The sequence below is a fragment of the Streptomyces sp. NPDC037013 genome (genome assembly GCF_055607265.1).
In genome coordinates this window covers 606,891-633,227 of sequence record NZ_JBVJRV010000007.1, presented here as the reverse complement: position 1 = coordinate 633,227, position 26,337 = coordinate 606,891, and the positions used below count along the sequence as shown (strand labels likewise).

Sequence of the window (26,337 nt, the reverse complement as noted above, 5' to 3'; positions counted from 1 at the left end):
GTACTGCAGGGGGGACCCTGTGGGAGAGTAGGACGCCGCCGAACTCCTTTTGGAGAAAACCCCCGCACCTTTCGGTGCGGGGGTTTTCTGCGTTCTAGAGGTAATTCCCTCACGACGGGCGTACCAGCTTCGTGTCGTACGCCAGGATCACCGCCTGCACCCTGTCCCTCGCCCCGGTCTTCGCGAGGATCCGGCCCACATGTGTCTTCACCGTCGATTCGGCAAGGTGCAGCCGGTCGGCGATTTCCGCGTTGGTCCAGCCCTGGCCGATGACCGTCAGGATCTCCCGCTCGCGCTGTGTCAGAGCTGCCAGACGCGGGTGTTCCGCCGGATCCGCCGGATCGGTGGCCGCGGAGCCGGCATCCGGCAGCTGGTCGGCGTACGCGTCGAGGAGGCGGCGGGTCAGGCTGGGGGCCACGACCGCGTCGCCCGAGGCGACCGCGCGGATTCCGGAGAGGAGTTCCTCGGGCAGGGCGTCCTTGATGAGGAAACCGGAGGCGCCCGCGCGCAGGCCCGCGTACGCGTATTCGTCGAGGTCGAATGTCGTGAGGATCAGGACGCGTGTGCGGGCGCCCGACGCGACGATGCGGCGGGTGGCCTCGATGCCGTCGAGGCCGGGCATGCGGATGTCCATCAGGACGACGTCCGGGTGGAGTTCGGCGGTCAGGCGGACCGCCTCGCTGCCGTTGCCGGCCTCACCCGTCACCGTCATGTCGTCCTGGCTCTCCAGGAGCATGCGGAAACCGAAGCGCTGCATGGGCTGGTCGTCGACGATGAGTACGGTCGTCACGGTGTTTCGCTGTCCTTGGGGAGATGGAGACGGACCCGCCAGCCGCCCGGCGGTTGGGAGAGCGGGCCTGCCTCGAGTGTGCCGCCGTACAACGAGGTTCGCTCGCGCATTCCGGTGAGGCCACGGCCGGTGCCCGGGTCCGAGGTGCCCGGGGCGGGAGTGTCTGGATCGGGAGTGCCGCCCGTGCCCGTGTCGGTGACATCCACCGTGACGCCGGCGTCGGTGTACGAGACGTCGACGGTGGCCGTGGCCCCGGCGCCCGCGTGTTTGAGGGTGTTGGTCAGGGCTTCCTGGATGACGCGGTAGACGGTGAGTTGCCGGCCCGCGGGGACCGAGTCGGGGCGTCCGGTGACCGTGCTGCGTACGGGGAGGCCCGCGGCCCGTACGCCGTCGATGAGGTGGTCCAGGTCGGTGAGGGCGGGCTGCGGGGCGAGTTCGGCCGGGGCGGGCGCGTCGTCGCGCAGGACGTCCAGGAGACGGCGGAGTTCGGTGAGGGCCTGGCGGCTCGTGGTGCCGATGGCGGTCAGGGCCTGGGCGGCGCGCTCGGGGGACTTGGCGGCGGCGTACGAACCCCCGTCCGCGAGGCCGGTGATGACGGAGAGGTTGTGGCCGATGATGTCGTGCATCTCGCGGGCTATGCGGGTGCGTTCGGCGGCCGCGGCGAGCCGGGCCTGCTGGTCGCGTTCCACCTCGAGCCGGCGGGCGCGTTCGACGAGGGCCTGGGTGTGGTCCTGGCGGGAGCGGACGGCGATGCCGGCGAGCGCGACGACCGCGAAGGACCAGATCTGGGGGACGATCAGCTCGTCCCAGCTGTTCCGCGGGTAGGCGAAGACGCAGACGGTCATCGGAAGGGCGGTCATCGCGGCCGCCGCTCCCAGCGTCTTCAGGGGCAGCCGCAGGGCGATGTTGAACACGACGATGAACTGGATCAGGGCGGCCTGCAACCAGGCACCCGTCCAGTTGCTGGCCGCGGTCGTCGCCGTCATCACGGCGAGGGCGGCCAGCGGGTGGCGGCGGCGCCACAGCAGCGGCACGGAGAGACCGAGGCTCATCAGGGTGATCAGGTGCGGCGCCACCTCGGGGTCGGCGGCGGTGCTGCGCCAGCCGCCTGCGCCGTCGGTGAGCGCGGCGATCACGAAGAAGGCCGTCACCGCCAGGTCCCAGACGAGCGGGTGGCGCCCGTCGAAGGCGCGCACCCGCTGGGTCGAGCGCTGGAGGTGCCGGGTGAGGGGATGGGGCTCGGTCACCGCCCCATCCTCGCGCAACGGGCCGGGCGTGGACGGTGGTTGGTCATACGTCCCGCCGCTTGAGCAGCACCGATGCCCCGCCGATGAGTGCGCAGGCCCAGAGGGCGAGGACGACGAGGGCGGTGCCGGGCGCGATGGTGTTCTCCACCCGGGCGACCGAGCCGAGGGAGCTCGCGGCCTGGGCGGGGAAGTACCGCACGGCGGTGTCCACGAAGCCGAACGGCATCATCGACAGGACCTCGGGGAGGATCAGGACCGCGCCGACGAACGCGCCGATGGCGCCGGGCACCGAGCGGAACAGGGCGCCGAGCCCGAGCGCGATCAGGCTGAGCAGGGTGAGGCCCGCGGCGCTGCTCGCGAGGGCGCCGAGCACGCCGGGGTCGGTGAGGGACAGCTCCTTGTCGCTGCCCGAGAGCCAGATCTGGGCGAGGAGGAACGCACCGACGTTCGTCACGAAGCTCGTCGTGAAGGCGACCGCCGTGAAGACGCCGGCCTTCGACCACAGCACGGGCAGGCGGGCGGGGACGGCCGTGAGGGAGGCCCGGATCATGCCCGTCGAGTACTCGCCCGCGGTGACGAGGATGCCGAGGACGGCGAGGCAGATCTGGGAGAGCTGGGTGCCGAAGAGGGTGAGGACGACCGTGTCGATCTCCGAATCGTCCCCGTCGTAGGTGACGCCCATCGTGATGCCGACGGCGATGACGAGGGCGCTCGCGGTGAGCAGGGTGATCCAGGTGGAGCGGAGCGTCCACAGCTTGTGCCATTCGGAGCGGACGACGCCCTTGACGCTCAGCCGGTACGCGGCGGTGGGGCGGGCGGGCCCGGGCGTGGTGCCCGGGGTGGTGCGGGAGGTGGTGGTGAGGGTGTTCATGCCGCGGCTCCTTCCGACGGGTGGGCGGCGGTGGCGCGCGTCGGGGTGACGTACTCGACCGAGTCCCGGGTGAGGTCCATGAACGCCTGCTCCAACGACGCGGTCTGCGGGGTGAGTTCGAAGAGGGGGACGCCGTGGGCGGCGGCGGTGCGGCCGATGTGTTCGGCGTCCGTGCCGCGCACGTCGAGGACGCCGGGGGTGTCGGCCGTGATCCGTACGCCGGGGCCCGCGAGGAGTTCCGTCAGCCGGCCGGCCTCGGGGGAGACGACCTTGACGGAGCCGGTGCCGGAGTCGCGTACGAACCGTTCGACGGTGGTGTCGGCGAGGAGCCTGCCGCGGCCGATGATGATCAGGTGCTCGGCGGTGAGCGCCATCTCGCTCATGAGGTGGGAGGAGACGAGGACCGTACGGCCTTCGGCGGCTAGGGACTTGAGGAGGTTGCGGATCCACAGGACGCCCTCGGGGTCGAGGCCGTTGACCGGTTCGTCGAGGATGACGGTGGCCGGGTCGCCGAGCAGGGCTGCGGCGATGCCGAGGCGCTGGCCCATGCCGAGGGAGAAGCCCTTGACGCGGCGGCGGGCGACGTCGTGGATGCCGGCCAGTTCCAGGACCGCGTCCACGCGGCTCCAGGGGATGGAGTGCGTGTGGGCGAGCGCCATCAGGTGGTGGTACGCGGAGCGGCCCGGGTGGACGGAGCGGGCTTCGAGGAGGGCGCCGACCTCGTGCAGGGGCGCGGGGTGGGTCGCGTAGGCGCGGTCGCCGATGGTGGCACGCCCGCGGGTGGGGGCGTCGAGGCCGAGGAGCATCCGCATGGTGGTGGACTTGCCCGCGCCGTTGGGGCCGAGGAAGCCGGTGACGGTGCCCGGCAGGACCTCGAAGCCGAGGTCGTCGACGACGGTCTTGCCGCCGTAGCGTTTGGTGAGTCCGTATGCCCTGATCATGTCCTCGATGCTGGCGTGCGCGAGGACGCGGTTCGTCGGACCACGGGCGGGAAGCGGCGGCCGCCAGTGGTACCGCGGTACGACGCCGACCCTGAGGGGTGGCCGGTCGGGCGGGGGCCGTCAGACCGTCAGCCTGGGCGCCCGGGGGGGGCGTGCGAAGGGGCGTCCGAGGGGGGGAGGGGCACGGCGGAGCCGCCCGCCCGGTTTCCCGGGACGGACGGCTCGCGCTGTGTGTTCTTCGGTCTCAGCCGGGTCAGTCGAGGACCATGTCGCCGAACGCGGCGACGCTGTTCCACGACCGGGCGTAGTTGTCCGAGACGTTCGTGGGCGCGAAGCCCAGCTCGCTGGACTGGGCGAAGTCGCCGTCGTGCATCTCGTCGTCGGCGGAGGCGGCGCCCGCGCCACCGAGGATGGCGGCGGCGGCAAGGGCGGTGGCGGCGAAGGCGGTGCGGATGCGCATCTGTTGTCTTTCTGGTCGGCGCGGTTGGGACATCACGGGCTTGCCCTCTCGCGGCGATCCGCAGTCGCTCTTGCGCCGTTTTCACCCGATTGACCCCGATATTTGGATCGTCCGATGTACGGGGCCGGCCGCGGCACGACGAAGCCGCCCGCCAGGTTCCCCCGTGGCGGACGGCCCGTGTTCCGGTGTTCAGAGATCAGAGTCGGCGGCGGCGACGTAAGCGTCCTCGGCCGCTGGACGACACCGGCCGGAAGCCGGCGGCGGGATTCGAACCCGCGTTGCTCTCTTGGAAGGAGAAGTAGCCGCAACCTGCGCACCTGAACGAGTTCCACCCTAGCCACGGGGTTGCCGGACGGCACCCGAATTACGGCGGCGCCGCCGGGCGGCCGATCTTTCGGGGCGGATCTCCCGGGACGGGGCTACCGTGACGAAGGTGATGAAGGTGACGACGATGATGAAGGCGACGAGGTGACGGGAAACGACGCCGACCGCCGGTGGTCCGAGTCGATGCCGGCGGCCTACGAGCGGTATCTCGTGCCGGTGGTCTTCCGGCCCTTCGCCGAGGACCTGGCCGCCCGGGCGGCGTCGCTCGGCCCCCGCAGGATCCTCGAACTGGCCGCGGGGACCGGCGCGGTGACGGCGGAGCTGCTCGCGGCGGTGCCGTCGGCCGAGGTGACGGCCACCGACCTGAACGGCGCCATGGTCGCCGTCGGGTCGGCGAGGGCGCCCGGCGCGGTGTGGCGGCAGGCGGACGCGCAGCGGCTGCCGTTCCCCGACGGGGGCTTCGACCTGGTGGTCTGCCAGTTCGGCGTGATGTTCTTCCCCGACCGGGTCGCGGCCTACGCCGAGGTCCGCCGGGTGCTGGCGCCGGGCGGCCGGTTCCTCTTCAACACCTGGGGGCCGATCGGCACGCACGGGTTCGGCGCCGCGTTCCAGGCCGGTCTGGAGCGGACCTGCCCGGACGACGCGCCGCGCTTCCTGCCCACGGTCCCGCACGGCTACGCCGACCCGGCGGCGGTCGCCGCGGACCTGACCGCCGCCGGGTTCGCCGTCGAGGAGCAGCGGGAGCTGACGCTGGAGGGCCGGGCCGGGTCGGCCGCCGACGTCGCCACCGGGTTCCTCACGGGGACGCCGGTGCACACGGCCCTGGAGGGGCGCGCCGACGAGGCGGCCGTACGGGCGGCCGTGGTCGAGGAGGTGACGGCCCGTCTGGGGCCCGGACCGGTCGCCGCTCCGATGACGGCGTACGTCTTCCGCGCCGCGGCCTGAAGACAGCAGGCCCACGGCATCCCGGCTTGAGACGAACACGACATTGCGCGGGTCCGGGCCTTCGCCGAGGATCTGGCCATGGATCATGAGTACGTCGTACGAGCCGTGCGCGCAGAGGAGTGGCCGCGGGTGCGGGAGCTGAGGCTCGCCGCGCTGCGCGACCCGGCGGCGCCGGTCGCCTTCCTGGAGACGTACGAGGAGGCCGCGGCCAGGCCGGACTCCCACTGGCGGGAGCGGGCGGCGGGGACGGCGCGCGCCTCGCTGACCCGGCAGTTCGTGGTGGAGGGGCCGCACGGGGTGTGGGCGGGCTCGGTGACGGTGCTGGTCGAGGAGGCGGGGACGGAGGACGTCTTCGGCGGGCTGATCGAGCGGCGGCAGGCGCATCTCGTGGGGGTTTACGTGCGGCCCGAGCACCGCGGGAGCGGCGCGGTGGACGCGCTCTTCGGGGCGGCCGTCGGGTGGGCCTGGTCCCTGGCGGGCCTGGAGCGGGTGCGGCTGTACGTCCACGAGTCCAATCCGCGGGCGCAGGCCTTCTACCGGCGGTTCGGTTTCGTACGCAGCGGAGGGGCCGTCCCGGTGCCGGGCGACCCCTCTTCGCGTGAGTACGAACTGGTGCTGGAGCGTCCCTGAGGGCTGCCGGCCCAGGGCTCCGGGCCCCGGCCTAGTAGGGGTTCTCGGTACGGGCCGTGCGCAGGGCCTGTCCCCACCACGCCAGCTGGTCCAGCATGACCTTGGCGGCGCCCGCCGCGCCGTCCTCGGCGTGGGCCTTGCCGTCCTCGCCGAAGTGGTCCCAGGCGTTGTGGAAGCTGACGCCGTCGCGGATGGTGACGCAGTGCAGCTCGGCGAAGACGAGCCGGAGCTGCTCGACGGCGCGCAGGCCGCCGGCGTGGCCGCCGTAGGAGACGAAGGCGACCGGCTTGGCACGCCACTCGTTGCGGTGCAGGTCGATGAAGTGCTTCAGCGCGCCGGGGAAGCTGTGGTTGTACTCGGGGGTGATGACCACGTACGCGTCGGCGGCGCCGACCCGCTCGGCGAGCGCGGCGAGCGCGGGGGTGGGCTCGGTGCCCCAGTCCGGGTGGGTGGCGGGCAGTTCAAGACCGGCGACATCTATGACGTCCAGGGTGTAACCGGTGTGCTGCCCGGCGACCGCGGTGAACCAGTCGGCGACGGTCGGACCGAAGCGGCCTTCGCGGGTGGAGCCGACGATGACGGCGAGACGGAGCGGGGCGGTGGCGTCGGGGGCGGTGCCGGGGGCGGCGTCCGGGGTGGTGGACATGACGTACTCCTTGGTGACAACTGGTCGGAACGTGGTGGACATGTGGTCAGAAACACCGCGTGGTGCGGTGGTTGGCGCTCGGCCCCCGGCTCAGTGCGTCCGTGCCGCGGTCGCGGTCGGCGGCCTGGTGGGGGCGACGGACGAGGATACGTCGGGAACAATTGCCTCCGCTTTCCCCGCCGTCGGACGGCGGCCGGGGCGCGGCCGCAGCAGCCCGTGGACGAGGAGCGCGAGCCCGGTGATGGCGCCCGCGACGGCCCAGAGGGTGATCCGCCAGGCCTCGGTGAACTGGTCGGCGTGGCCGCCCGCGCCGGCCGTGACGCGCCCCGCGATCTCCGCCGAGCCGACCCGGGACTCCACCAGGGCCAGCAGCAGCGCGCCGATCAGGGTGAGCATGACGGCGCCGGTGCCGCCGCGCACGGTGTTGAGGAAGCCGGAGGCCATGCCGACCTTCGCGGGCTCGACCATGCCGAGCGCCTGGGCGTCGATGATGCCGAGGGACAGGCCCTGGCCGACGCCGATGGTCAGGAGCGGGCCGGCGAGCGCGGTGGTGGCGATGCCCGGGTGCAGGGTGGTCAGCCAGGCATTGCCCGCGGCGATCAGAAGCAGAGAGAGGACGAGGAGGCGGCGGGCGGGGACGCCGCGGTTGACCAGGCGGGCGCCGAGCGGGGGCAGCGCGAGGACGGGGACGGTCATCAGGAGCAGGATCAGCCCCGCGGTGCGGGCCGAGGTGCCGCTGGTGCCCTGGAGGTAGGTGGGCAGGAAGACCAGGACGCCGGTGGTGCCCGCGCCGAGCCCGAAGGTGCCGAGCGACCAGCCGAGGAAGGCCGGGTCGCGGGCCAGGGAGAGGTCGAGGATGGGCTGGCGGCCGCGGGCGGCGAGGCGCTTCTCGACGCGTACGAAGGCGGTCAGGAGTGCCGCGCCGAGGACGAGCGGCAGCAGCGTGTCGACCGTTGCCCAGCCGGACTTGGAGCCCTGGGTGACGGCGAACAGGGTGAGGGAGAGCCCACCGATGAAGGTGGCGGCGCCGGCCTTGTCGACCTGCGGCGGGGCATCGGCGCGGGATTCGGCGAGGAAGCGCGCGCCGGTGAGGATGAGGGCGCCGGCGGCGGCGAAGACGAGGAACGTGGTGCGCCAGCCGAGGCCGTCCACCATCCAGCCCGCGAAGGTGGGGCCGACGGCGAGGCCGACGCCCGCCGTGGTGCCGAGGGCGGCGAACACCCTGGTCCGCGCGGGCCCGGTGAAGGTGGCGGCGAGCAGAGAGCCGCCGCTCGCCATGACTCCGGCGGCGCCGATGCCCGACAGGAGCCGGGCGGCGTCCAGGAGCAGGATGTGGTGGGCGAGGGCGGAGCCGAGGGTGCCGGCGGAGTAGAGGGCGGCGCCCGCGGTGAGGATGCGGCGGCGGCCGAAGATGTCGCCGAGCGAGCCTGCGACGAGCATGAACGAGGAGGCGGCGAGGAAGTAGCCGACGACCACCCATTGGAGGGCGGCGCCCGACGCGTCGAGGTCGGAGCCGATGCGGGGGAGGGCGACGGTGGTGCCGGACATCGCCATCGGCAGGGTGAACATGCCGAGGAGGACGACGAGGAGGGTGAGGATGGGACGGCCCCTGCGGAGGGGCGGGTCCTGCGGAGCGGTCTCGGTGGGCATGCGAGTAAAGTACAACGAGCGTTGTAGTAATTACAACGTCCATTGTAATTTTTCTGAGAGGTGACGATGTCGGACAAGGCAGCGGCGGACACGGGGAGTTCCGGCGGCGGTGCGGGACAGAAGCCGCCGCGCAAGGGGATGGCGGAGAAGCGCCGGGCCATCACCGCCGGCGCCCGCACCGTCTTCGGACGCGAGGGCTACACGCGCGCGAGCATCGACGCCATCGCCGCCGAGGCCGGCGTCTCCACGCGTACCATTTACAACCACTTCGGCGACAAGGAGGGGCTCTTCCGCGCCGTCCTCCTGGAGAGCGCCGCCTCGGTCACCGAGGCCGCCGAAGCACTCTTCGAACGGCATCTGCGCAAGGTCCGCGACATCGAGGAGGACCTCCTCGACCTGGCCCGCGAATGGGTGGGGCAGGGCGCGGCACACGCCGGGCACTTCTCGGTCGTGCGCCAGATCATCCCCGAGGGCGGCCGGCTGCCCTCGGACGTCCTGGAGGAGTGGCAGCGGATCGGGCCGCGCGCCTCCCAGGCGGCCCTGGGGCGCCGGCTGCTGGAGGTCGGCCGGCAGGGCCTGCTCGCCGTCGATGAGACGAACGCCCGCAAGGCGGCCCGGCACTTCGCCTTCCTCGTGGGCGGCAGCGTGACGACCGAGTCGTACTTCGGGGCGCTGCCCCTGGGTGAGGAGGAGGTCGAGGAGCTCGTGCGGGACGGGGTGGGGATCTTCCTGCGGCTGTACGGGGTGCGGGGGCCGGACGGGGAGGGCGACGAGGTCGCGCCGGGGCCGGCGGCGGACGGCTAGGGGCCGGGCTCGTCCGGGCGATCAGGTGGCCGAGCTGGGCCCGCGAGCGGTAACCCAACTCCCGGGAGGCCGCGGCGATATGGCCCGCGACCGTGCGCCCCGACACCTCAAGGCGCCGGGCGATCGCGTCGTTCGTGTCGCCCGCGACCAGCTGCCGCACGACGGCGCGGCGCATCTCGTCGCCGCCGAGCGGCTCGCGGGTGCGACCCGCGGCGGGCTCGGCCACCGGCCGGGCCCGGCGGGGAGGTGGACGAGGACGGCGGGGTGGTGCCGGGGCCGCGAGTGGGGGACTCTCGTCAGCTGGTGGGGAGGCCGGTGTCCGGCCAGCGGGCTCTGCCCTGTTCCCGGGAGCGGAGCAGGGCCAGGGTGCGCAGGCCCCGGTCGGCACCGGTGGCGAGCAGCTCCGGAAGCTGGGGCAGGGGAGCCACCGCGGCGACGTCGTCCAGGACGAGCGTCATTGGTGGGTCGAGCCGACCGGAGGATGACCGTTCGGCCATGCGCCGGCCGTGCTCGACCACGCTGGAGGCGAGTGCCGTCAACAGGGGCATGGCACCCGGGCCCTGGTGGGACTTGGGATCCTCGATCGCCTCACCCACCACAAAAAGCGTGCCCCCTTCATCCACAAAAGAATCCAGGGTGAGCGCATCAGTTCGGTTCGGCGTGCAGGACTCGCGGACGTGGACCGTGAACAGCGCGGAGAGCGCACGTGCCGTCAACTCCTGCGCGATGTCCCGGCGTTCGGGGTAGGCGGTGAGGGCCGCCTCCAGCTCGCCCGCCGTGCCGGACGATGCCTTCGGGTGCGTACGGAGAATGCGCACCGCCTCCTGGACCTGCGTGCCCTGGGACCAGCGGTGTACGGCCTTCATCGGCTTGTCGCCCACCGCCGCGGCGTGCAGGAAGCTGCGCATCAGGATCCGCGCCGTGTCGGCGACGGCGGCGTCAAGCTTCGCGACCGGCCTTATCGGCGCGAGCAGCGCGACGGCACGCTGATCGGCCGTCTCCTTGTCCTGGCAGCCGGCGGTGGGGGACCAGTGCAGGCGGGCCGGGGTGTCGCACAGGTGGGCGGGGTCGTAGAGCAGGACGGGGCCGAGCTTGGCCCGCGCGTCCTTCGTCTCGGCCCACAGGGTGGGGTCGGAGGTCAGGACGAGGGCGGCGCCCTCGGCGTCGCGGATCGCCTCGACGGCGAAGGGGCGGCGGTCCGTGGGGCTGCCGAGGACCAGGGGGCTACGAGGGGTGGGCACCGCCACCGCCTCCCCACCCGGCACCGGCACGCCGTTCACCACGCCTGCGGCGCGGGGGGCCTCGGGATGAGGGGTTTCGGTACGAGGGCCTTCGGCACTAGGGGGTTCGGCAGGAAGGCCTTCGGCAGGAAGGCTTTCGGCAGGAAGGCTTTCGGTCTGCGGGGCCGGCACCGGGGCGCCGCCCCGACCGCTCCCGCCACCTCTACCGCTCCCACCGCCCCCAACGCTCTCCACGCCCCCAATGCTCTCCACGCCTCCGGCGCGGCGCTCACCCCCGGACCTCTCCGCGGCCGCCTCCCGGCTGCGCCTCCGTACCGCGCGCCACCGCGCCACCGTCCCCATCACGAAGACGGCCAGCACGATCAGGAGCAGCAGCTGGCCGATGAACAACCCCCAGAACAGGCCGTACCCCGACAGCTGCCCCGGCGGCGTCTCGGGCCAGGCACCCGCCACGTCGTGCGGCTGACCGATCAAGTGCCGTACGGCCGGCGGCGTATGGCCGAAAGAGACCTTCTCCGGCCAGGCGCCGCGCGCGAACCGGGCCGCGAGGTTCGTGGCCGACCAGACGAGCACCGTGGCTCCGAGCAACAGGGCCAGGAACGCCACCAACAGCCCGTCCGGCACGCCCCGTTGGGGCTGCCGCGCCCGCGGGTCCCGGCCCCGCTCCCACTCATCCCGCATGCTGCTCCATGTACGCCGCCCGCTGCTCCGCCTCCAGCTCGGCCGCCCGCATCGCGTCGTCGGCCGGAGCGTCGTGGGCCAGGTCGGCCGACGACTCGGTCATGGCCCGGTCGGTGAAGACCAGCGGCCGTTCCGTCTCCGTGATCAGGTGCTTGACCACCTGGACGTTGCCGTTGACGTCCCACACCGCGATGCCGGGGGTGAGGGTCGGGATGATCTCCACCGCCCACCTCGGCAGGCCGAGCACCCGGCCCGTCGCGCGCGCCTCGTCCGCCTTCTGGGCGTAGATGGTGCGCGTGGACGCCATCTTCAGGATCGCCGCCGCCTCCTTGGCCGCCGCGCCGTCCACGACGTCGCTCAGGTGGTGGACCACCGCCACGAACGACAGGCCGAGGCGCCGGCCGAACTTCAGCAGCCGCTGGAACAGCTGCGCCACGAAGGGGGAGTTGATGATGTGCCACGCCTCCTCCACCAGGAAGATGCGCTTGACGCGGTCGGGCCGGATCCACGTGTGTTCCAGCCACACGCCCACGATCGCCATCAGGATCGGCATCGCGATCGAGTTGCGGTCGATGTGCGAGAGGTCGAAGACGATCAGGGGGGCGTCCAGATCGATGCCGACCGTCGTCGGACCGTCGAACATGCCCCGCAGGTCACCGTCGACCAGCCGGTCGAGGACCAGTGCCACGTCCAGGCCCCAGGCCCGTACGTCGTCTATGGCCACGTTCATCGCCTCGGCCGACTCCGGCTCGGGGTGGCGCAGCTGCTCGACGATGTCGGTGAGCACCGGCTGGCGCTCCACGATGGTCTCGTTCACGTACGCGTGCGCGACCTTGAGCGCGAAGCCCGACCGCTCGTCGAGCCCGTGCCCCATGGCGACCTCGATGATGGTCCTGAGCAGCGCCAGCTGGCCCGTCGTCGTGATCGCCGGGTCCAGCGGGTTGAGGCGGATGCCCATGTCCAGGGCGGCCGTCGGATCGAGCCGGATGGGCGTTATCCCCAGCTCCTGGGCGATGAGGTTCCACTCGCCGACGCCGTCCTCGCCCTGCGCGTCCAGGACGACGACCTGGCGGTCCTTGAAGCGCAGCTGCCGCAGGACGTACGTCTTCTCCAGGGCCGACTTGCCGTTGCCGGACTCGCCGAGCACCAGCCAGTGCGGCGCGGGCAGCTGCTGCCCGTACAGCTGGAACGGGTCGTAGATGTACCCCTTGCCGGAGTACACCTCACGTCCGATGATCACGCCCGAGTCGCCGAGACCCGGTGCCGCCGTCGGCAGGTAGACCGCCTGGGCCTGCCCCGTCGACGTACGGACGGGAAGCCTGGTCGTTTCCACCTTGCCGAAGAGGAAGGAGGTGAAGGCGTCGGTGAGGATGGTCAGGGGATCCCGCATGGTGGCAGCCCTCGCCTCTAGCGTCGGATGCCGGTCGCGAACGGCAGCGTGTTGACGAAGGCCCTGTGGTGCTCGCGGTCGCACCACTCCAGCTTCAGATACGACTTGCCGGCGGAGGCACGGATGGTGCGCTTGTCGCGCGCGAGCGCCTCCGGGGAACGGGACGAGACCGTGATGTACCCGACGAGGTTGACGCCGGCCGCGCCGCTCGCCAGGTCCTCGCCGCGCTGGTCGAGACGGGTGTGCGAGGCGATGTCGCGGGGGTCGACCGTGCGGTTCATCTTGGCCTGGCGGCTCGCCTCCGCCTCGTCGTTGGTCTTCTCGGTCAGCATCCGCTCGATGGCGACCTCGGTGGGTTCGAGGTCCATCGTCACGGCGACCGTGCGGATCACGTCCGGGGTGTGGACGAGCAGCGGCGCGAGGAAGTTGACGCCGACCGGCGTCATCGGCCACTCCTTCACCCAGGCCGTGGCGTGGCACCAGGGGGCACGGGTGGAGGACTCGCGGGTCTTGGCCTGGAGGTAGGTGGGCTCCATGGCGTCGAGCTCGGCGGGCCAGGCGTTGCGCTTGGTCATCGCCTGGATGTGGTCGATGGGGTGGTCCGGGTCGTACATCGAGTGCACCAGCGAGGAGAGCCGCCCCTGCCCGAGCGGCTGCCTGACCCGGATGTCGGCCTCCTGGAGCCGCGAGCAGATGTCGGTCAGCTCGCGCGCCATCACCACGGCGAGACCGGCGTCCTTGTCGAGCTTCCGGCCACCCTGCGGGCGGGCCGCGCGGGCCATCGCCTGCGCCTCGGCGGCCAGGTCCCGGGAGTAGTGCATGCAGGCGACGAGGTAGGCGCGGTGCTGCTCGCTGCTGGTCGACACCATCGACTGGAGCTGGTCGTACGACTGCTGGAGCCAGGGCAGCGCCCGGTCGTCGCCCCGCACGCTGACGTCCTTGGCGTGCGCGTCCGGGTCGGCGGGCAGCGTACGGGCGAGCATCTGCAGGCGGGTGACGAAGCCGTCGCCGTTCGCGACGTGCTTGAGCAGCGTCCCGAACCGGTCGACCAGCGCCTCCTGGTCCTCGGAGTCGCGCAGGCCGACACCGGGACCCTCGATCTCGATCGCGGCGGTGACGGTACGGCGGTCCGCGTGCAGCAGCACGGCGATCTCGTCCGGGCCGAACGGCGCGGCCAGCCAGTTGATCCGGCCGATGCCGGGCGGCGGCCCGACCTCCACCTCGCGCCCGTCGAGCCGCACACCGGCCTCGGGCGCCGCGGAACGGTAGGCGGTACCGCGCTTCAGGGACCGCTTGTAGCTGCGGTTGATCTCGAACCACTTGTAGAAGGTGCGGTTCTTGTACGGGACGTACACGGCCGCGATGGCGAGCATCGGCAGGCCCGTCAGCAGGACGATGCGCAGCGAGAGGACGGGGACGAGGAGCCCGCACATCATGCCGAGGAACGCCCCCACGATGATCAGGGCGATCTCCCCGGTCTCGCGGTTCTTGCCGACGATCGCGTTCGGCCGGGCGCGGCCGATCAGATATGTGCGGCGGGGCGCGACCGGCTGGGACACGTGGGACTGGGTCGTCAACGCCCTTCACCTCCCGTGCGGTTGGTACTGCGTGGGGTGCTGCTGGTGCGGGAACCGCCGCGGTTGCCCGCGTGCGGGGTGTCCGTCGCACTGCTGCGCGGCGGGGGTGCGGCGGAGGGGACAGATCCGCCGCCGTTCGACGAGCCGCCGCCCCCGGAGCCGCCGGTGGGCCGGCTGCTGTGGGCTGCCACGCCGCTGCCTGCGGTATGGGCGGGGCGCGGCTGGCTGCCGCCGCCCTGGTTCCCGCCCCCGCCGCTTCCGTTGCCGCGGGCACTGTGGGTCTTGATGCCCTGCGAGACGAGGGAGGCGGGGGAGCTGATCACGGCGGCGGCCTTGTTCTCGGCGCCGCGCATGATGCGGTTGTTGCGGGAACCCGCGATCTCGTCGCCGAAGCCCGGGACGAAGCGGTAGATCATGGCGCTCGCGAAGATGGCGAGCAGGATGATCGAGAGCCCGGAGACGACCGCGGAGAACGAGTCGGGACCGTCGTCGGCGGAGAGCGCGCCGGCGAGCCCGAGGACGATGACGATGATGGGCTTCACCAGGATCACCGCGATCATGATCCCCGCCCAGCGGCGGACGTGCGTCCACAGGTTCTTGTCGACGAGGCCGGCGTAGACGACCGTGCCGAGGAGCGCCCCCACGTAGAGGAGCGCCGCCCTGATCACCAGCTCCAGCCAGAGCACGCCCGCGGCGAGGATCGACACCAGCGAGACGACGATCAGCATGATCGGACCGCCGCCGATGTCGTCCCCCTTCTTGAGCGCGCCCGAGAACGTCCCGAAGAACGTGTCCGTCTGACCGCCCGTCGCCTTCGCGATGACGTCCGTGACGCCGTCGGTCGCCGACACGACGGTGTACAGGATCAGCGGCGTGAAGGCGGACGCGAGCACCGTCAGCCACAGGAACCCGATGGCCTCGGAGATCGCGGTGGTCAGCGGCACGCCGCGGACCGCCCGCTTGGCGACGGCGAGCAGCCACAGGAGCAGCGTCAGGACGGTCGACGCGGCGAAGACGACGGCGTACTGCTGGAGGAACTGGGGGTTCGTGAAGTCGACGTTCGCGGTGTCCTTCACGGCCTCGGAGAGCTTGTCGACGGTCCAGGACGCGGCGTCGGCACAGCCCTTGGCGAGGGAGCTGAGGGGGTCGAGGGAGTCGGGGAGGGGGCCGTCGGTGGGGTATTTGTTGTCTCCGCCTCCGCCGGATTGGCCTTTTTCGCAGTACTTTTTGGCGGGGCCCCGGATGAGCCCACAGGGGTCCTCCGACGGTTTCGGGTCCGGAGCTGCGAAGGCGTGGGTGGCCAGCAGCACGGCCGCCGTCTGGACTGTCGTCACAGCGGCGGCGAGGGTCAGGGTGCGGTGACGGGTGCTACCGGGCATAGGTGAACCCTCCGAACTGCTCCACTGCTTTCGCCATGTCGTCGGCAGTGGAGGCCCGCTGGTCGCGCCCTACCGGGACGGGGCCGTCCTTCTGCCGGAAGTCGGCGACCTTCCAGTCGCCGCCGACCCACCGCAGTTCGTAGGTGTTGGTGAACCAGCTCTCCGACACCGGGTTCTTGGCGGCCTCTCCCGCCAGGCCGAACAGGGACGAGTACCAGATCTCGACGCTCGCGGTGTCACCGCTGAACTTCGTGGCCTTGGTGCCCACCGGAATCATCCGCGAGACGAACCTGGTGTTCTTGGGGGCTGAGCCATCCGGGTTCAGGCCGATGCGGGTCAGGAACTTCTCGTCCGAGTACACCTTGTCCAGCTCGGGCTGACGCTTCGCCGCCTCGTCGGGGGTGTACACGGTGTTCACGATGCCGTGCCGCAGATCCTTGTTGAACATGTCGGCGGAGCCGAGAGCGACCGCATAGTTCGCCGCCGCGCTCTGCGCCCCCTGCTCCGTCTTGGCGAACCCCGCCGGGATCGTCCCGTTCTTGCCGCCGACCGGCTTCTCGCCGGAGGGCGCCGTCGGGGCCGCCTCCGGCTTCTTGCCGTCGCCGCCCCCCGAAGAGGAATCGTCCCCGCGGTTGGCGAACGCGATCGCCGCGATCAGCAGGACCACCACGCCGACGACCGTGACCAGGCTGCGGGAGGACGACCGTCCGGGGCGGCCGGATCTGCGCGTGCCGCCGTAGACGTCGTCGCCTCCGCCCTCCCCGTGGGGAAGCCGCGTCCGGGTCTCCCCCGAGCCGCCGAAGAAGAGGCCGTCGTTCCGGTCGTCGTCGGGAGTCATGCCGCGTACGCCCCCTCAACCTCTCGCTGGACCGTCACGTAGGACACGTATGACGGTAGCCGTGCTGGTTCCCGCGCGGGCGCGGTGTGGTGACTCGACATCAGGGAGTTGCAACCTCAGCCGGTGGGCACGACGGACGGATGGTGAGTGGGGACAGGGAGAAGTGGGGACAGGGGAGAAGGGGACAGGGGGAGTGGGGACGTGGGGAGGGGGACGTGGGGGAGGGGCGGGGCGGGTGGGGGACCGGCCCGCCCCGTGCCGTACTAGACCGCCATGCCGTAGACGATCGTGAAGAGCGTGCCGAGCGAGCCGATGATGAAGACTCCGGTCAGGCCCGCGATGATCAGACCCTTGCCCTGCTCCGCGCTGAACGTGTCGCGCAGCGCCGTCGCGCCGATGCGCTGCTTCGCCGCGCCCCAGATCGCGATGCCGAGACAGAGGAGGATGGCGATCGCCATCACGACCTCGATCATCACGCGCGCCTCGTTGCCCAGGCTCCCGAAGGGACCCCAGTCGGGGGCGATCCCGCCGATGATGGTGGTGATGTCGCCCTTTTCGGCTGCCATAAGCATGTGTAACTCACCGCCCCTAGTGGGTTGTTCTGCCACCTCTGCCTACCTCGGTACAGAGGACAGCTCATTCTCGCCGACAATCGGGCCCGCGCATGTCGCCTTGGCGCCATTCGTTGGCTGACTTCGTGCGTTTCCTCGCACGTGACGTCCGGTGACTCTGTGTATCACGCGGTACGACGCCGGGCAATGACGGCCCGGCGTGCCCCTGACCAGGTGTTAAGTAAGCCCGAGCCCGGCGGCCCCGCGGGTCACGAAGGAGCAGTCGGTGTAGCGGTAGGCGGTGCTGAGCCGCGCACCGTCGGCTCGATCGCGTACGGTGGCCCGCTTGTAGAGGAAGTGGTACTCGCCCGCCGGCAGCCTGAGCGTGGTCCTGGGGTACTTCCCGACGCCCGCCCGGCACGCGGCGTCGCCCTCGGTCTTGGTGGCGTAGATGCGGCACGACGGGCAGTCCTTGAGGTGGAGGGTGCCGGTGGTGGGGCCGGTGTAGAGGACCTCCAGGGCGCCGGGGCCGAGGTTGGCCACGACGAAGTCGACGGTTGCGCCGCCGCGGGTGGGGTGGGCCGGAGGCAGCCCGCGGCCGGCGGCGGGGCGTTCCTCGGCGATCTCCGCGGCGATGGCGATGTCCCTGGCCCGGTCGTGGTGCGCGTTGTCCGGGTACTTCCCGGCGAAGCCGTTCAGGGTCGCGGCCGCCTTCGCGAAGTCGGCGTCCTCGAACTGGTCCACGCCACAGGCGTACACGCCGCGTTCCACGGCGCGGTCGGCCGCGGCGCGCAGGCTCCGCGCGTCCACCCCGCCGCCCGGCAGGGCGTCCGCGGTACCGCCGAGGGCGCGCAGCGCGTCGACGTGGGGGCACGGGTCGGAGCCCGCGAGCGCGGCCGAGCGGGTGTCGACGGCGGCGCGCAGGGCGGGACCCACCCGCGCGGCCTGGTCCGACTCGGGGAAGGTGCGGAGGAGTTCGCTCAGCGGGGCGTTCGCGTCGGCGCTGCCGAGCGCGTCGGTCCCGCACCTGTACAGCGAGGCGGCGAGGCGGTCGTCCGGCCAGGTGGCGAGCTTGCCGAGGTGGCTTCTGCCAAGGATGCGCGGGACGGTCCGCAGGTGTTCGAGCGGGGCGACGGCCTCGCAGTACCGCTTGTCGGCGTAGGGCGCGGCGACGGACTCGTAGTACGCCTCGAGGCTGTCGGGCAAACGGGCCGCGGCCTTCGAGCCGCCGTGGTCCTCGGCGAGGCCGCGGTAGATGGCGAGGGCCTTCTCGTACCGGCGTTCGGCCGCGCCGCCGAAGGGCCGGCCGTCGAGCTCCGCGACGATGCGGTCGGCCTTGTCGAGGCGTGCGAGGAGCATGCGCTCGACCGCCTCGTCGTGCGCCGCCTCGTACGCGAACGCGCCCCCCACGGGTACGGCCAGCAGGACGACCCCGAGCCCGACCGCGACGGGCGCCCGCAGCGGGCGCGGCCACCGGTCCCGGTCCCGGCGGGCCCGGTGGGCGCCGTGCGCGGCGGCGAGGAGCAGCACGGCCGCGTAGGCGACGAGGACACCGACGGGGACGCGGTCGACATCGGCGGGCAGCGCGACGACGAGCAGGGCGGCGGTGGCCGCGCAACAGAGCGCGGCGAACGGGACCCGCCGCAGGACCAGGTAGCCGAGGCCGAGTCCGGTGAGGTTGAGGAGGGCTATGGCTGTGGGGTGGAGGGGGGTGGGGGCTGGGGGTGGGGATGGGGCGTACGGGGGTGGGGGAGGTGCTGTGGTCGGTCGTGAGGCTGGGGGTGGGGGCGCGGCTGATGGGGGTGTGGTGGGTGGCGGGGGTACGGGTGGGGGTGGGCCGAACTCGCCGGGCCGTTCGTCGGCCGGCTCCGCGGCGTGCTGATCCCTGGGCCCCATCTCCGGCTCCCCCCGGCCAATGACGTCGTCGCCGTCCCGTGACGCTCGGTCCACCCACCATCGAGGGTGGCCGAGGGTGCGTCAATTGGGCGTCGAGGAACCGCTCGAACCCCTGTGACCAGTACCTTTCTCCGGTCACAGGGGTCCCTGGGCCACCTCAGCCCGCGGGGGAGTCGCTGACCGCGGCGACCGGACCGATGGACAGCTTCGTGCCGCCGCCGTCCTCGCTCACCGGGAGGGTGCCGGCGGGCCAGGCGATGGTGACCGTCTTCGTCTCGTTGGGCGGGGTCACGAGGATTTTGGCGATGCGGACGCCGGAGCCGCCGGTGTTGTTGACGGGGAACGTGATGTTGAAGGCGGCGGAGTCGCCGTCCTTGAGGATCTCGGAGTGGGAGGGCTCGCCGTTGCGGTCCACGGAGATGGTGTCGCCGGTGGCCGCCTTCAGGTCGACGCCCGCGTAGCCGTTGATGGAGCAGTCACGGCCGCCGCCGTTCTTGAAGACGACGGTGACGACGCCTTCCGTCTTGTCGGTGGAGTTGTCGACGGCGGTCACCTCCAGCTCGTCGCTGCGGCACATGCCGACCTTGCCGCCCTTGTTCGAGCCGGTGCCGGCGGAGGTGCCCTGGCCGTTGCCGGCGTCGTCGCTGCTGCTGTTGCCGCTGCTGCCGCCGCTGGCGCCGCTGGCGCCCTGGTCGGACGAGCCGGTGGATCCGCCGGAACCGGTGGAGCCGCCGTCGGAACTGCCGCTCCCGCCGGTCGAGCCACTGGAGGAACCCGCGGAGGCCGCGTCAGCGCCGCTGCCGTCGTCCCCGTTGCAGGCGGTCAGGCCGAGGGTGCTGATCAGGGCGAGGCCGGCGAGAAGGGTCTTGGTGGCGTGGGCGTGCTTCATGAGGTCCCCGTGACTGAGTGGAGTGAAGTGAGGTGAGGTGGTTGCTGAAGGTGGTTGTGCCGGGCCGGGCTGTCCGGCCTGGTGAACAGCGAAGCGGGCGGTACTCGGAGGGGGCAAGGAGCACCGGACGATCAGGGACGCTGGAATGCGCGAAGGGGCTCTGACCTGCGGAAATGCCACCCGCCTGGAATGCCGCCATGGGACGCGACGATCACGCACAGGGCCGCCACGATCATGAACATGCCCTGCTGGGCCTGCCGGAGACGTCTCGACGGCGCCCGCCCTGTGGATGGCTGCATTCCGACGGGCGAGTTCGTGGGGTAGGGCCCCGGGGGGCAGGGGTTACGCGGACGGGGGCGAGGGTGGTGGTGAGCCGATGCCCTCCACGAAATGGTCGAACTCGCCGGCCTGCACGCCGAGCACGAAGGCGTCCCACTTCTCGCGGGTGGTCGTGACGACGTTGTCCGGGTCACTGGTCTCCCGGAGGTGGACGGCGTCTCCCTCCCCGAAGGCGATCTCGATCCAAGGGCCGGGGCCCTGCTCGCCCTCAGGGGCGGCCCGGATCCAGTCGAGGCCGGCGGGGACGGCAGCGGGTCGCGGGCTGCAGGACTCGTTCACGGCAGGGTCAGCGCCCTTTCTGCGTCGTGGGTCGGAGCTTGGCGCTCCGGATGAGCGCCGCGAAGGCTTCGGGGGCGGTGTGGAGTATCGCTTCGGTGGGGTCACTGCTCTCGGTGAGCCGGATCTGCCCTCCGGGGGCCGCGGACGCGTATACGCAGGAGTTGCCCTCCGAGCAGTAGGAGGACTTCTGCCAGTCGGTGTTCATCGAGGCTCCTTCACAGATCCTGCATGGCGGCGTGGATGAGGTCTCGGCTCTTGGCCGGGTCGAGGGCAACCGCGCCCAGGCGGTCGAAGAGGATGCGGTACTTGTGCAGTTGGGCTTCGGCGTCGAGGAACACCAAGCCGTGCGACTGGTCCAGGTGCACGGTGTCCAGCTGGGGTACGGGGCCGCGCGCGAAGTAGATCGACTGGCCCGACCCCGGATAGGCGCCGGCGTCGAAGGTGATGGCCCGCACGGAGACGTGGTCGCGTTCGCTCATGTCGAGCAGGTGCTGAAGCTGTCGCCGTGCGACGGCGGAACCGCCGACCTTCATGCGCAGGGCGGCCTCGTGAATGATCGCCTCGTACGGCATGGGGTCGTCGCGGTAGAGGACCGCTTGGCGCTTGATGCGGAACGAGACGCGGTGTTCGATGTCGGGCGGCGAAAGCTCGGTGACCGCTTGGCGGAAAATCTCTCTCGCGTACTCAGGGGTCTGGAGCAGGCCGGGGACGCGGGCGGTCGTGCTGTCGCGCAGCGACAGGGCGTGGTGCTCCAGCTCGGCCAGGTCGAGCAGGAGCCCGGGCAGCAGCTCTCGGTACTCCTCCCACCAGCCACGCCTGCGGTCGCCCGTCATACGGGCCAGGGCGTCGACGAGGGCCTTGTCCGGACAGTCGTAGTGGCAGGCCAGCATCCGTACGCGTTCGGGGCTCACCCCCATGCGCCCCGACTCCATGTTGCTGACCTGGTTCTGCTTCACGCCCAGCAGTTGACCCGCCTCGGTGGAGGTGAGTCCCGCCCGTTCGCGGAGTTTGCGCAGCTCTGCGCCCAAACGGAACTGACGGCCCGTTGGGTTGGATCTCACGGTTCGCTCGCCTCTCGCCCGCGATCGGTCACCCACATGAGTGGCAGACCAGCCCTTTTACGCGATATCGATAACGCTTTATCCGAGCCCCGCTACGTTATGGCTCAGGGCCCTCGCCCGGAAGAACCCCGCTCGACGGAGCGGCATCGTCACCGGGCATCATCCGGCAACTCCCCGCTCACCACGGAGACTTCCATGCGCCCAACCGTAGCCCCGCCCTGGACCTACACCCTCCACCTCCCGCATGATCCCCGGGCTCCCCGCATCGCCCGCGCCACCCTCCGCGCGGTCCTGGAGACCTACGGGCTCAGCGAACTCACGCCTACGGCTGAGCTGTTGGCGGGAGAATTGCTCAACAACGCGCACTGCCACACCGACGGCCCGTACGCACTGCGTCTCCGCGCCTCCTCCCCGGAGGGGGTCCGCGTCGCCGTGTGGGACTCCGACCCGCAGATCCCGCCCGGATTCACCGAAGACCGCGCCCCCGGCCACCACCCGTCGGAAACGGCGGAGAGCGGTCGGGGGCTGCACCTCGTGCGGGCCTGTGCCGACCGGTGGGGAGCCGCTCCCGAGCAGGCCGCGGGGAAACTGTTGTGGGCCGAGGTCACGCCCGCTTCCCCGTGGCGGTCGCGTACGTGCCGGTGATCCACCGCGGGCCGGGGGCCGGCGACTCGGGCGGCCCGGAGATTCGCCTCAGTCGGGGGTCGTTCCGGGGGCTCGGCGAGGGGTTCGGGCTCTACACTTGGCGCCGGTGGGCTACCGGTGGGTGAGGGGTGGTTGACGGTGCGTAAGGCGTGGCTGGTCGCGTCCGTCGGGATCGGCGGTGCCCTCAGTTTCATCGCGCTGCTCGTCGTCGGGACCTACATGGCCGCGGGGAACCTCGCCAACGGAGTGGGCGGTGGCTCCGTCGGGCTGGCCAAGGGGGCCGTGCCCGCGACCTATCAGCCCCTCGTGCAGAAGTGGGGCAATCTCTGCAAGGCGATCAACCCCGCGCTGCTCGCCGCCCAGCTCTATCAGGAGAGCGGCTTCAATCCGCGTGCCAAGAGCCCCGCGCAGGCGCTGGGGATAGCGCAGTTCATCCCGGGCACCTGGGCCACGCACGGCGTCGACGGGGACGGCGACGGGGACCGGGACATCTGGGACCCGCAGGACGCCATCCCCTCCGCCGCCTCGTACGACTGCAAGCTCGCCAAGTATGTGAAGGACGCTCCCGGCAGCCCTACGGAGAACATGCTCGCCGCGTACAACGCGGGCGCCTACGCCGTCATCAAGTACGGCGGCGTCCCGCCCTACCGCGAGACCCAGAACTACGTGAAGACCATCACGAACCTCTCCAAGAGCTTCGCGCGCCCCGTCGGCCGGGTCGCGCCCTCGCAACAGGCGGCCGGTGCCATCTACTACGCGCAGAAGAAGCTCGGCACCGAGTACCTGTGGGGCGGCAACGGCACCGCCGAGCAGAACGGGCGGTTCGACTGCTCCGGACTCACCCTCGCCGCCTACCGCACCGTCGGCATCACGCTGCCGCGCGTCGCCAACGACCAGTACAACGCGGGACCGCACCCCAAGAGGGACGAGCTGCTCCCCGGTGACCTGGTCTTCTTCTCGGACGATTTGACCAACTCCCGCGCCATCCGGCACGTCGGGATCTACGTCGGAGGCGGCTACATGATCGACGCCCCGCGGCCCGGCGCCGTGATCCGGTTCGACCCGATCGACACCCCGGATTATTTTGGCGCGACTCGTGTCACCGAGGACGGGGCCAAGGCCTTGCCGGAGAAGCCGTCAGAGGTCTGACGGTGCGGCGTGCGGAAGCAGGCGCGCGGCGTGATGTGGCTTGAACTCTCCGTTAAAAAACTCCCCTGAGCTGCGGCGACGAGTCTCTCTTCGGTAACGTCTCAGTGATCTTTCGGTGGAGAGTGGAACGTAGTGCGGGGGACTGGGCGTTCCCTTGACTGGACCGACCACGGGGGTTGATGGACAGGGCGCACAGAAAGGTGCGCCCGAGGGCTAGGAGACAAGGGGCCGCAGCGCCATGGCTGGACTCGATGAATCCGGGTCGAACCCCGACGTCAGCCTGCTCTACGACATCAACGGCCTGGCGAAGGACTCCCCGTCGTGGTTCGACGGCGCCATGGCGTTCGTCGGGGAGTACGGCCTGCTGCTCGCCCTGGTGCTGCTCGTCGTCTGGTGCTGGTGGGGCCAGCGCAAGCGCGCCACCCTCGACGACGCCGCCTCCTCGGTCGCCGCCGTCGTCTGGGCACCGCTCGCCGCCGGGATCGCGGTCCTGGTCAACATCCCCATCCGCGGCTTCGTGGAACGGCCGCGTCCGTTCCGCGTCCACCACGGCCTCGAACTCCTGGTGGACGGCAAGAACGACTACTCCTTCGTCAGCGATCACGCGACGCTCGCCATGGCCGTCGGCGCCGGGCTCTTCGTGGCCAACCGGAAGTTCGGGCTCATCGGTCTCGGCCTCGCCGCCCTGGAGGGCTTCTGCCGGGTCTTCATGGGCGTGCACTACCCCACGGACGTCGTCGGCGGCTTCGCGCTCGGCACCGCCGTCGCCCTGCTCCTCTCGCCGCTCGCCATGGCGCTGCTCACGCCGCTCACCAAGGTGATCGGGCGGACCCGGCGCGCGGGATGGCTGGTCTGGGACCGGAAAGTCGCCCCCGTCACGGCTCCCCTGAACGGGACCTCGTCGTCGGCCTCCCCGTCGGGCGCCACGGCCGACCCGGACGAGCGCGACCTCGCCGCCTAGCGGTTCTCGCCGCCCGGCGGAGCGGTTCCTGTGGCCCGCGCGGGTACGTGAGTACGTGCGCGCCTAGCGGTAGCGCTAGCGGTCCGTCCGGTCGGCGTCGGGCTCGCGGGACGGGCGGCGGCGCAGCAGCCAGACGCCGGCGCCCGCCGCGGCCCCGGTGACGGCCGCGGAGACGAGCGCAAGAGGGCCCGCCTCGGGATGCCGCGCCGCAGCCTCCGATGGGGCGGCGGCGCGTGGGGTGGCGTGGGCCGTCTCCAAGGCCGCCGCGGGGCCCGTGACGGCCAGTGTGAGGGCCGCCGCCGTCGCGGTGACGGCGGCTATTCGGGGGCGCTGCCCGCCGCGAGGGCGTGGGGTGTTGCGGGGTGTGGTCATGCCCTCAGCGCACGCCTGTCCAGCCGGGTGGGCCAGCCGAGGGCGTGTCGGGCGGGGCCGTTCGGGTCGCGGCGCCCGCCGGACGGGTGACGGGGCGTGGCCCCACGGCCCGGCGAGGACTACAGCGCCTGCGGGAAGTCGAAGAAGCGCTCCGGGTCGTACTGCTTCTTCAGCTTCTTCAGACGCGGCGCCGCGTCCCCGTAGTACGCCTCGCGCCAGTTCGTCAGGGTGGCGTCGGTGTAGTTCTGGTACGCCGCTCCCGACGCGTACCGCCCCATCGCCCCATGCGCCTTTTTCAGCCACGCCTGTGCGGGCTTGCCGGAGGTGCCCGCGCGCCACGACGCGATGTACTGCGCCAGCATCCGCGAGCGCCGGTGCACGAAGGCCGTCGCCGTCGGGTCGACGCGGTTGATGGCGCCGCCGAGCGCGGTGAGCGCGATGCTGCCCGCGCTCGCGCCCGTCACGTTCTCGATCTGGGAGAGCAGCGCGCGGATGCCCGCCGCCGACAGCGAGCGGTCGAAGAAGTCCGAACTCGCCGCGTACGTCTCGCGGTTGAGCGCGCCCGTAGAGGTACGGCCGGGCGTCGTGCCGGGCAGGTGGCACTGGGCGTCCGAGACGAAGGACGAGCAGCCCGCGTACACCTCCATCGCCTCCTTGTACGTACGCCGCTTCAACGAGACGCTGCGGGCGGGCGAGCCGATCTTGTCGGCGAGGCGGTCGACGGCGTTCTGGAGCTCGCCGTACGTGCCGAGGGAGAAGCACGCCACGGAGACGGTGGGCGTGCCGCCGGGGGAGTTCGCCAGGTGCGCCGAGGACCAGATCTCGTCCGGCTGCCCGGGGCCCCACTCCTGCCACGCCTTGATGACCGCGGCCGCCTTCGACCAGGGCCAGGTCATGTACGCGGAGACGCCCTGGGGCGCGGCGTGCGTACGGTACGTCAGCTCGGTGACGACGCCGAAGTTGCCGTTGCCCGCGCCGCGCAGCGCCCAGAAGAGGTCCTTGTGCTCGGACTTGGAGGCGGTCAGCTGCTTGCCGTCGGCCGTGATGAGCGTGGCGGAGGTGAGGCTGTCGCAGGTCAGCCCGTACGCGCGGGAGACCACGCCGTGGCCGCCGCCCAGGGTCAGTCCGGAGATGCCGACGGTCGGGCAGGAGCCGGCGGGGATGGTCACGCCCTTCGCGGCGAGCCCGCGGTAGACGTCGATGAGCTTGGCGCCGCCGCCGATCGTGGCGGTGCCCCCGCTCGTCCGTATCTTGCTCAGCTTCGACACGTCGATGATCAGCCGCCCGTTGCCGGACGACCAACCGGCGTACGAATGGCCGCCGTTGCGGATCGCGACCGGGGTGTGGTGGCTGCGGGCGTACGAGAGGGCCGTGCGGATGTCGTCGGGGTGCGCGACGTACGCGACGGCGGTGGGCCGCAGGTCGTCGTAGCGCGTGTTGTACAGCTGCCTGGCCGCCGCCCACTTGCCCTCGCCGGGCCGGACGAGGGTGCCGTCCAGATCGCGGGCGAGGGCCTTGAGGGTGGCGGGGGAGGAGGCGGCGGCGCTGGCCGTCCGCAGGGCGGTGGTGCCGCCACCGGTGCGTGACGCGGTACCGCCCGTGCCGGCGGCGGCGCCCTCGCCGCCCGCTCCCTCGCCCGTGCAGCCCGCGACCGTGGCCGCGGCCAGCGCGGCCGCCGTCGTGCCGATGAACGTACGTCGTTCCATGACGCCTCCCGTTGCTTCCCGAGGACGAGACGGTGTGCGGGGCTCCGGGGTTCCGTACGGGGGGCGGGGGTTGGC

General features: G+C 71.8%; 26 protein-coding genes, 1 tRNA gene and 1 pseudogene. 6 read left to right on the top strand and 22 right to left on the bottom strand.

The genetic code is table 11. The annotated features are described in order from the left end of the window. Positions 1–109: 109 nt before the first annotated feature. The 6 genes from ACZ7DY_RS28335 to ACZ7DY_RS28310 all read right to left on the bottom strand — a co-directional run bounded on the left by ACZ7DY_RS28335 (position 110) and on the right by ACZ7DY_RS28310 (position 4,661). On the bottom strand, positions 110–790 hold the full coding sequence (locus ACZ7DY_RS28335; protein WP_471139868.1) for a response regulator: 681 nt from the start codon (positions 788–790) through the stop codon (positions 110–112). After that, the gene (locus ACZ7DY_RS28330) at positions 787–2,037 is read right to left on the bottom strand and encodes a sensor histidine kinase (RefSeq protein ID WP_471139865.1); all 1,251 of its coding nucleotides are present in this window, start codon (positions 2,035–2,037) and stop codon (positions 787–789) included. Before ACZ7DY_RS28330 ends, ACZ7DY_RS28335 begins: the two co-directional genes overlap by 4 nt. A 43-nt stretch (positions 2,038–2,080) precedes the next feature. Then, positions 2,081–2,908 (bottom strand): ABC transporter permease, encoded by an 828-nt coding sequence (locus ACZ7DY_RS28325; RefSeq protein ID WP_471139862.1) that lies wholly within the window; start codon positions 2,906–2,908, stop codon positions 2,081–2,083. Further along, complete coding sequence (locus ACZ7DY_RS28320) at positions 2,905–3,849, bottom strand: ATP-binding cassette domain-containing protein (RefSeq protein ID WP_471139860.1); 945 nt, start codon at positions 3,847–3,849, stop codon at positions 2,905–2,907. The genes ACZ7DY_RS28325 and ACZ7DY_RS28320 overlap by 4 nt, the downstream gene beginning before the upstream one ends. Positions 3,850–4,102: 253 nt before the next feature. Then, on the bottom strand, positions 4,103–4,309 hold the full coding sequence (locus ACZ7DY_RS28315) for a hypothetical protein (protein WP_471139858.1): 207 nt from the start codon (positions 4,307–4,309) through the stop codon (positions 4,103–4,105). A 253-nt stretch (positions 4,310–4,562) separates the two neighbouring features. Continuing rightward, positions 4,563–4,661 (bottom strand) — tRNA-Gly (locus ACZ7DY_RS28310). Positions 4,662–4,816: 155 nt separating this feature from the next. Here ACZ7DY_RS28310 and ACZ7DY_RS28305 point away from each other — a divergent pair. Together ACZ7DY_RS28305 and ACZ7DY_RS28300 are read left to right on the top strand one after the other, a co-directional pair. Further along, on the top strand, positions 4,817–5,578 hold the full coding sequence (locus tag ACZ7DY_RS28305) for a class I SAM-dependent methyltransferase (protein WP_471139947.1): 762 nt from the start codon (positions 4,817–4,819) through the stop codon (positions 5,576–5,578). 78 nt (positions 5,579–5,656) lie between these two features. Continuing rightward, complete coding sequence (locus ACZ7DY_RS28300; RefSeq protein WP_471139855.1) at positions 5,657–6,208, top strand: GNAT family N-acetyltransferase; 552 nt, start codon at positions 5,657–5,659, stop codon at positions 6,206–6,208. Positions 6,209–6,239: 31 nt separating this feature from the next. Here ACZ7DY_RS28300 and ACZ7DY_RS28295 read toward each other — a convergent pair whose 3' ends face one another. Then, the gene (locus ACZ7DY_RS28295) at positions 6,240–6,854 is read right to left on the bottom strand and encodes an NADPH-dependent FMN reductase (RefSeq protein WP_471139853.1); all 615 of its coding nucleotides are present in this window, start codon (positions 6,852–6,854) and stop codon (positions 6,240–6,242) included. A 90-nt stretch (positions 6,855–6,944) separates the two neighbouring features. Continuing rightward, a complete protein-coding gene (locus ACZ7DY_RS28290; RefSeq protein ID WP_471139850.1) occupies positions 6,945–8,504 on the bottom strand; it encodes an MFS transporter in 1,560 nt (519 codons plus the stop codon). Positions 8,505–8,570: 66 nt separating this feature from the next. Between ACZ7DY_RS28290 and ACZ7DY_RS28285 the strand changes: the two genes are divergently transcribed. Beyond that, positions 8,571–9,308 carry a TetR/AcrR family transcriptional regulator gene (locus ACZ7DY_RS28285; RefSeq protein WP_471139848.1) on the top strand — a complete coding sequence of 246 codons (738 nt, stop codon included), beginning with the start codon at positions 8,571–8,573 and terminating at the stop codon, positions 9,306–9,308. A 37-nt stretch (positions 9,309–9,345) separates the two neighbouring features. Here the strand turns inward: ACZ7DY_RS28285 and ACZ7DY_RS28280 are convergent. The 12 genes and pseudogenes from ACZ7DY_RS28280 to ACZ7DY_RS28225 all read right to left on the bottom strand — a co-directional run. Further along, positions 9,346–9,483: pseudogene (locus ACZ7DY_RS28280) on the bottom strand (LuxR C-terminal-related transcriptional regulator); the annotation flags it as partial. 121 nt (positions 9,484–9,604) lie between these two features. Next, positions 9,605–11,230 carry a type IV secretory system conjugative DNA transfer family protein gene (locus ACZ7DY_RS28275; protein WP_471139845.1) on the bottom strand — a complete coding sequence of 542 codons (1,626 nt, stop codon included), beginning with the start codon at positions 11,228–11,230 and terminating at the stop codon, positions 9,605–9,607. Beyond that, complete coding sequence (locus ACZ7DY_RS28270; protein ID WP_471139844.1) at positions 11,220–12,620, bottom strand: ATP-binding protein; 1,401 nt, start codon at positions 12,618–12,620, stop codon at positions 11,220–11,222. Before ACZ7DY_RS28270 ends, ACZ7DY_RS28275 begins: the two co-directional genes overlap by 11 nt. Positions 12,621–12,637: 17 nt before the next feature. Then, positions 12,638–14,197: an SCO6880 family protein gene (locus ACZ7DY_RS28265; RefSeq protein ID WP_471139842.1), complete on the bottom strand. Its 1,560-nt coding sequence runs from the start codon at positions 14,195–14,197 to the stop codon at positions 12,638–12,640. Next, entirely contained in the window at positions 14,194–15,576 is a 1,383-nt protein-coding gene (locus tag ACZ7DY_RS28260) for a hypothetical protein (RefSeq protein WP_471139840.1), read from the bottom strand. The genes ACZ7DY_RS28265 and ACZ7DY_RS28260 overlap by 4 nt, the downstream gene beginning before the upstream one ends. Continuing rightward, on the bottom strand, positions 15,566–16,414 hold the full coding sequence (locus tag ACZ7DY_RS28255) for a DUF8175 domain-containg protein (protein ID WP_471139838.1): 849 nt from the start codon (positions 16,412–16,414) through the stop codon (positions 15,566–15,568). Before ACZ7DY_RS28255 ends, ACZ7DY_RS28260 begins: the two co-directional genes overlap by 11 nt. Before the next feature lie 263 nt (positions 16,415–16,677). Further along, a complete protein-coding gene (locus ACZ7DY_RS28250) occupies positions 16,678–16,986 on the bottom strand; it encodes a hypothetical protein (protein ID WP_055570172.1) in 309 nt (102 codons plus the stop codon). Between the two features lie 216 nt (positions 16,987–17,202). Continuing rightward, positions 17,203–18,861, bottom strand: coding sequence for a hypothetical protein (locus ACZ7DY_RS28245; protein WP_471139835.1), 1,659 nt, complete (start codon positions 18,859–18,861; stop codon positions 17,203–17,205). 157 nt (positions 18,862–19,018) lie between these two features. Then, positions 19,019–19,750 (bottom strand): DUF4232 domain-containing protein, encoded by a 732-nt coding sequence (locus ACZ7DY_RS28240; protein ID WP_471139832.1) that lies wholly within the window; start codon positions 19,748–19,750, stop codon positions 19,019–19,021. A 342-nt stretch (positions 19,751–20,092) separates the two neighbouring features. Next, entirely contained in the window at positions 20,093–20,368 is a 276-nt protein-coding gene (locus ACZ7DY_RS28235) for a DUF397 domain-containing protein (protein ID WP_471139829.1), read from the bottom strand. A gap of 7 nt (positions 20,369–20,375) precedes the next feature. Next, the gene (locus ACZ7DY_RS28230) at positions 20,376–20,573 is read right to left on the bottom strand and encodes a DUF397 domain-containing protein (RefSeq protein WP_471139826.1); all 198 of its coding nucleotides are present in this window, start codon (positions 20,571–20,573) and stop codon (positions 20,376–20,378) included. A gap of 10 nt (positions 20,574–20,583) precedes the next feature. Beyond that, positions 20,584–21,429 (bottom strand): helix-turn-helix domain-containing protein, encoded by an 846-nt coding sequence (locus tag ACZ7DY_RS28225; RefSeq protein ID WP_471139824.1) that lies wholly within the window; start codon positions 21,427–21,429, stop codon positions 20,584–20,586. Between the two features lie 195 nt (positions 21,430–21,624). On the opposite strand from ACZ7DY_RS28225, the gene ACZ7DY_RS28220 reads away from it, so the two are divergent. From ACZ7DY_RS28220 to ACZ7DY_RS28210, 3 genes are all read left to right on the top strand, one after another. Next, positions 21,625–22,074, top strand: a complete 450-nt coding sequence (locus tag ACZ7DY_RS28220; RefSeq protein ID WP_471139821.1) for an ATP-binding protein — start codon at positions 21,625–21,627, stop codon at positions 22,072–22,074. Positions 22,075–22,212: 138 nt separating this feature from the next. Then, positions 22,213–23,223: a C40 family peptidase gene (locus tag ACZ7DY_RS28215; RefSeq protein ID WP_471139818.1), complete on the top strand. Its 1,011-nt coding sequence runs from the start codon at positions 22,213–22,215 to the stop codon at positions 23,221–23,223. 238 nt (positions 23,224–23,461) lie between these two features. Beyond that, the gene (locus ACZ7DY_RS28210; protein WP_471139816.1) at positions 23,462–24,184 is read left to right on the top strand and encodes a phosphatase PAP2 family protein; all 723 of its coding nucleotides are present in this window, start codon (positions 23,462–23,464) and stop codon (positions 24,182–24,184) included. Positions 24,185–24,259: 75 nt separating this feature from the next. Here the strand turns inward: ACZ7DY_RS28210 and ACZ7DY_RS28205 are convergent, their stop codons facing one another. Next, on the bottom strand, positions 24,260–24,556 hold the full coding sequence (locus ACZ7DY_RS28205; protein ID WP_471139814.1) for a hypothetical protein: 297 nt from the start codon (positions 24,554–24,556) through the stop codon (positions 24,260–24,262). Positions 24,557–24,675: 119 nt separating this feature from the next. After that, positions 24,676–26,262, bottom strand: coding sequence for an FAD-binding oxidoreductase (locus ACZ7DY_RS28200; RefSeq protein WP_471139811.1), 1,587 nt, complete (start codon positions 26,260–26,262; stop codon positions 24,676–24,678). Positions 26,263–26,337 lie beyond the last annotated feature (75 nt).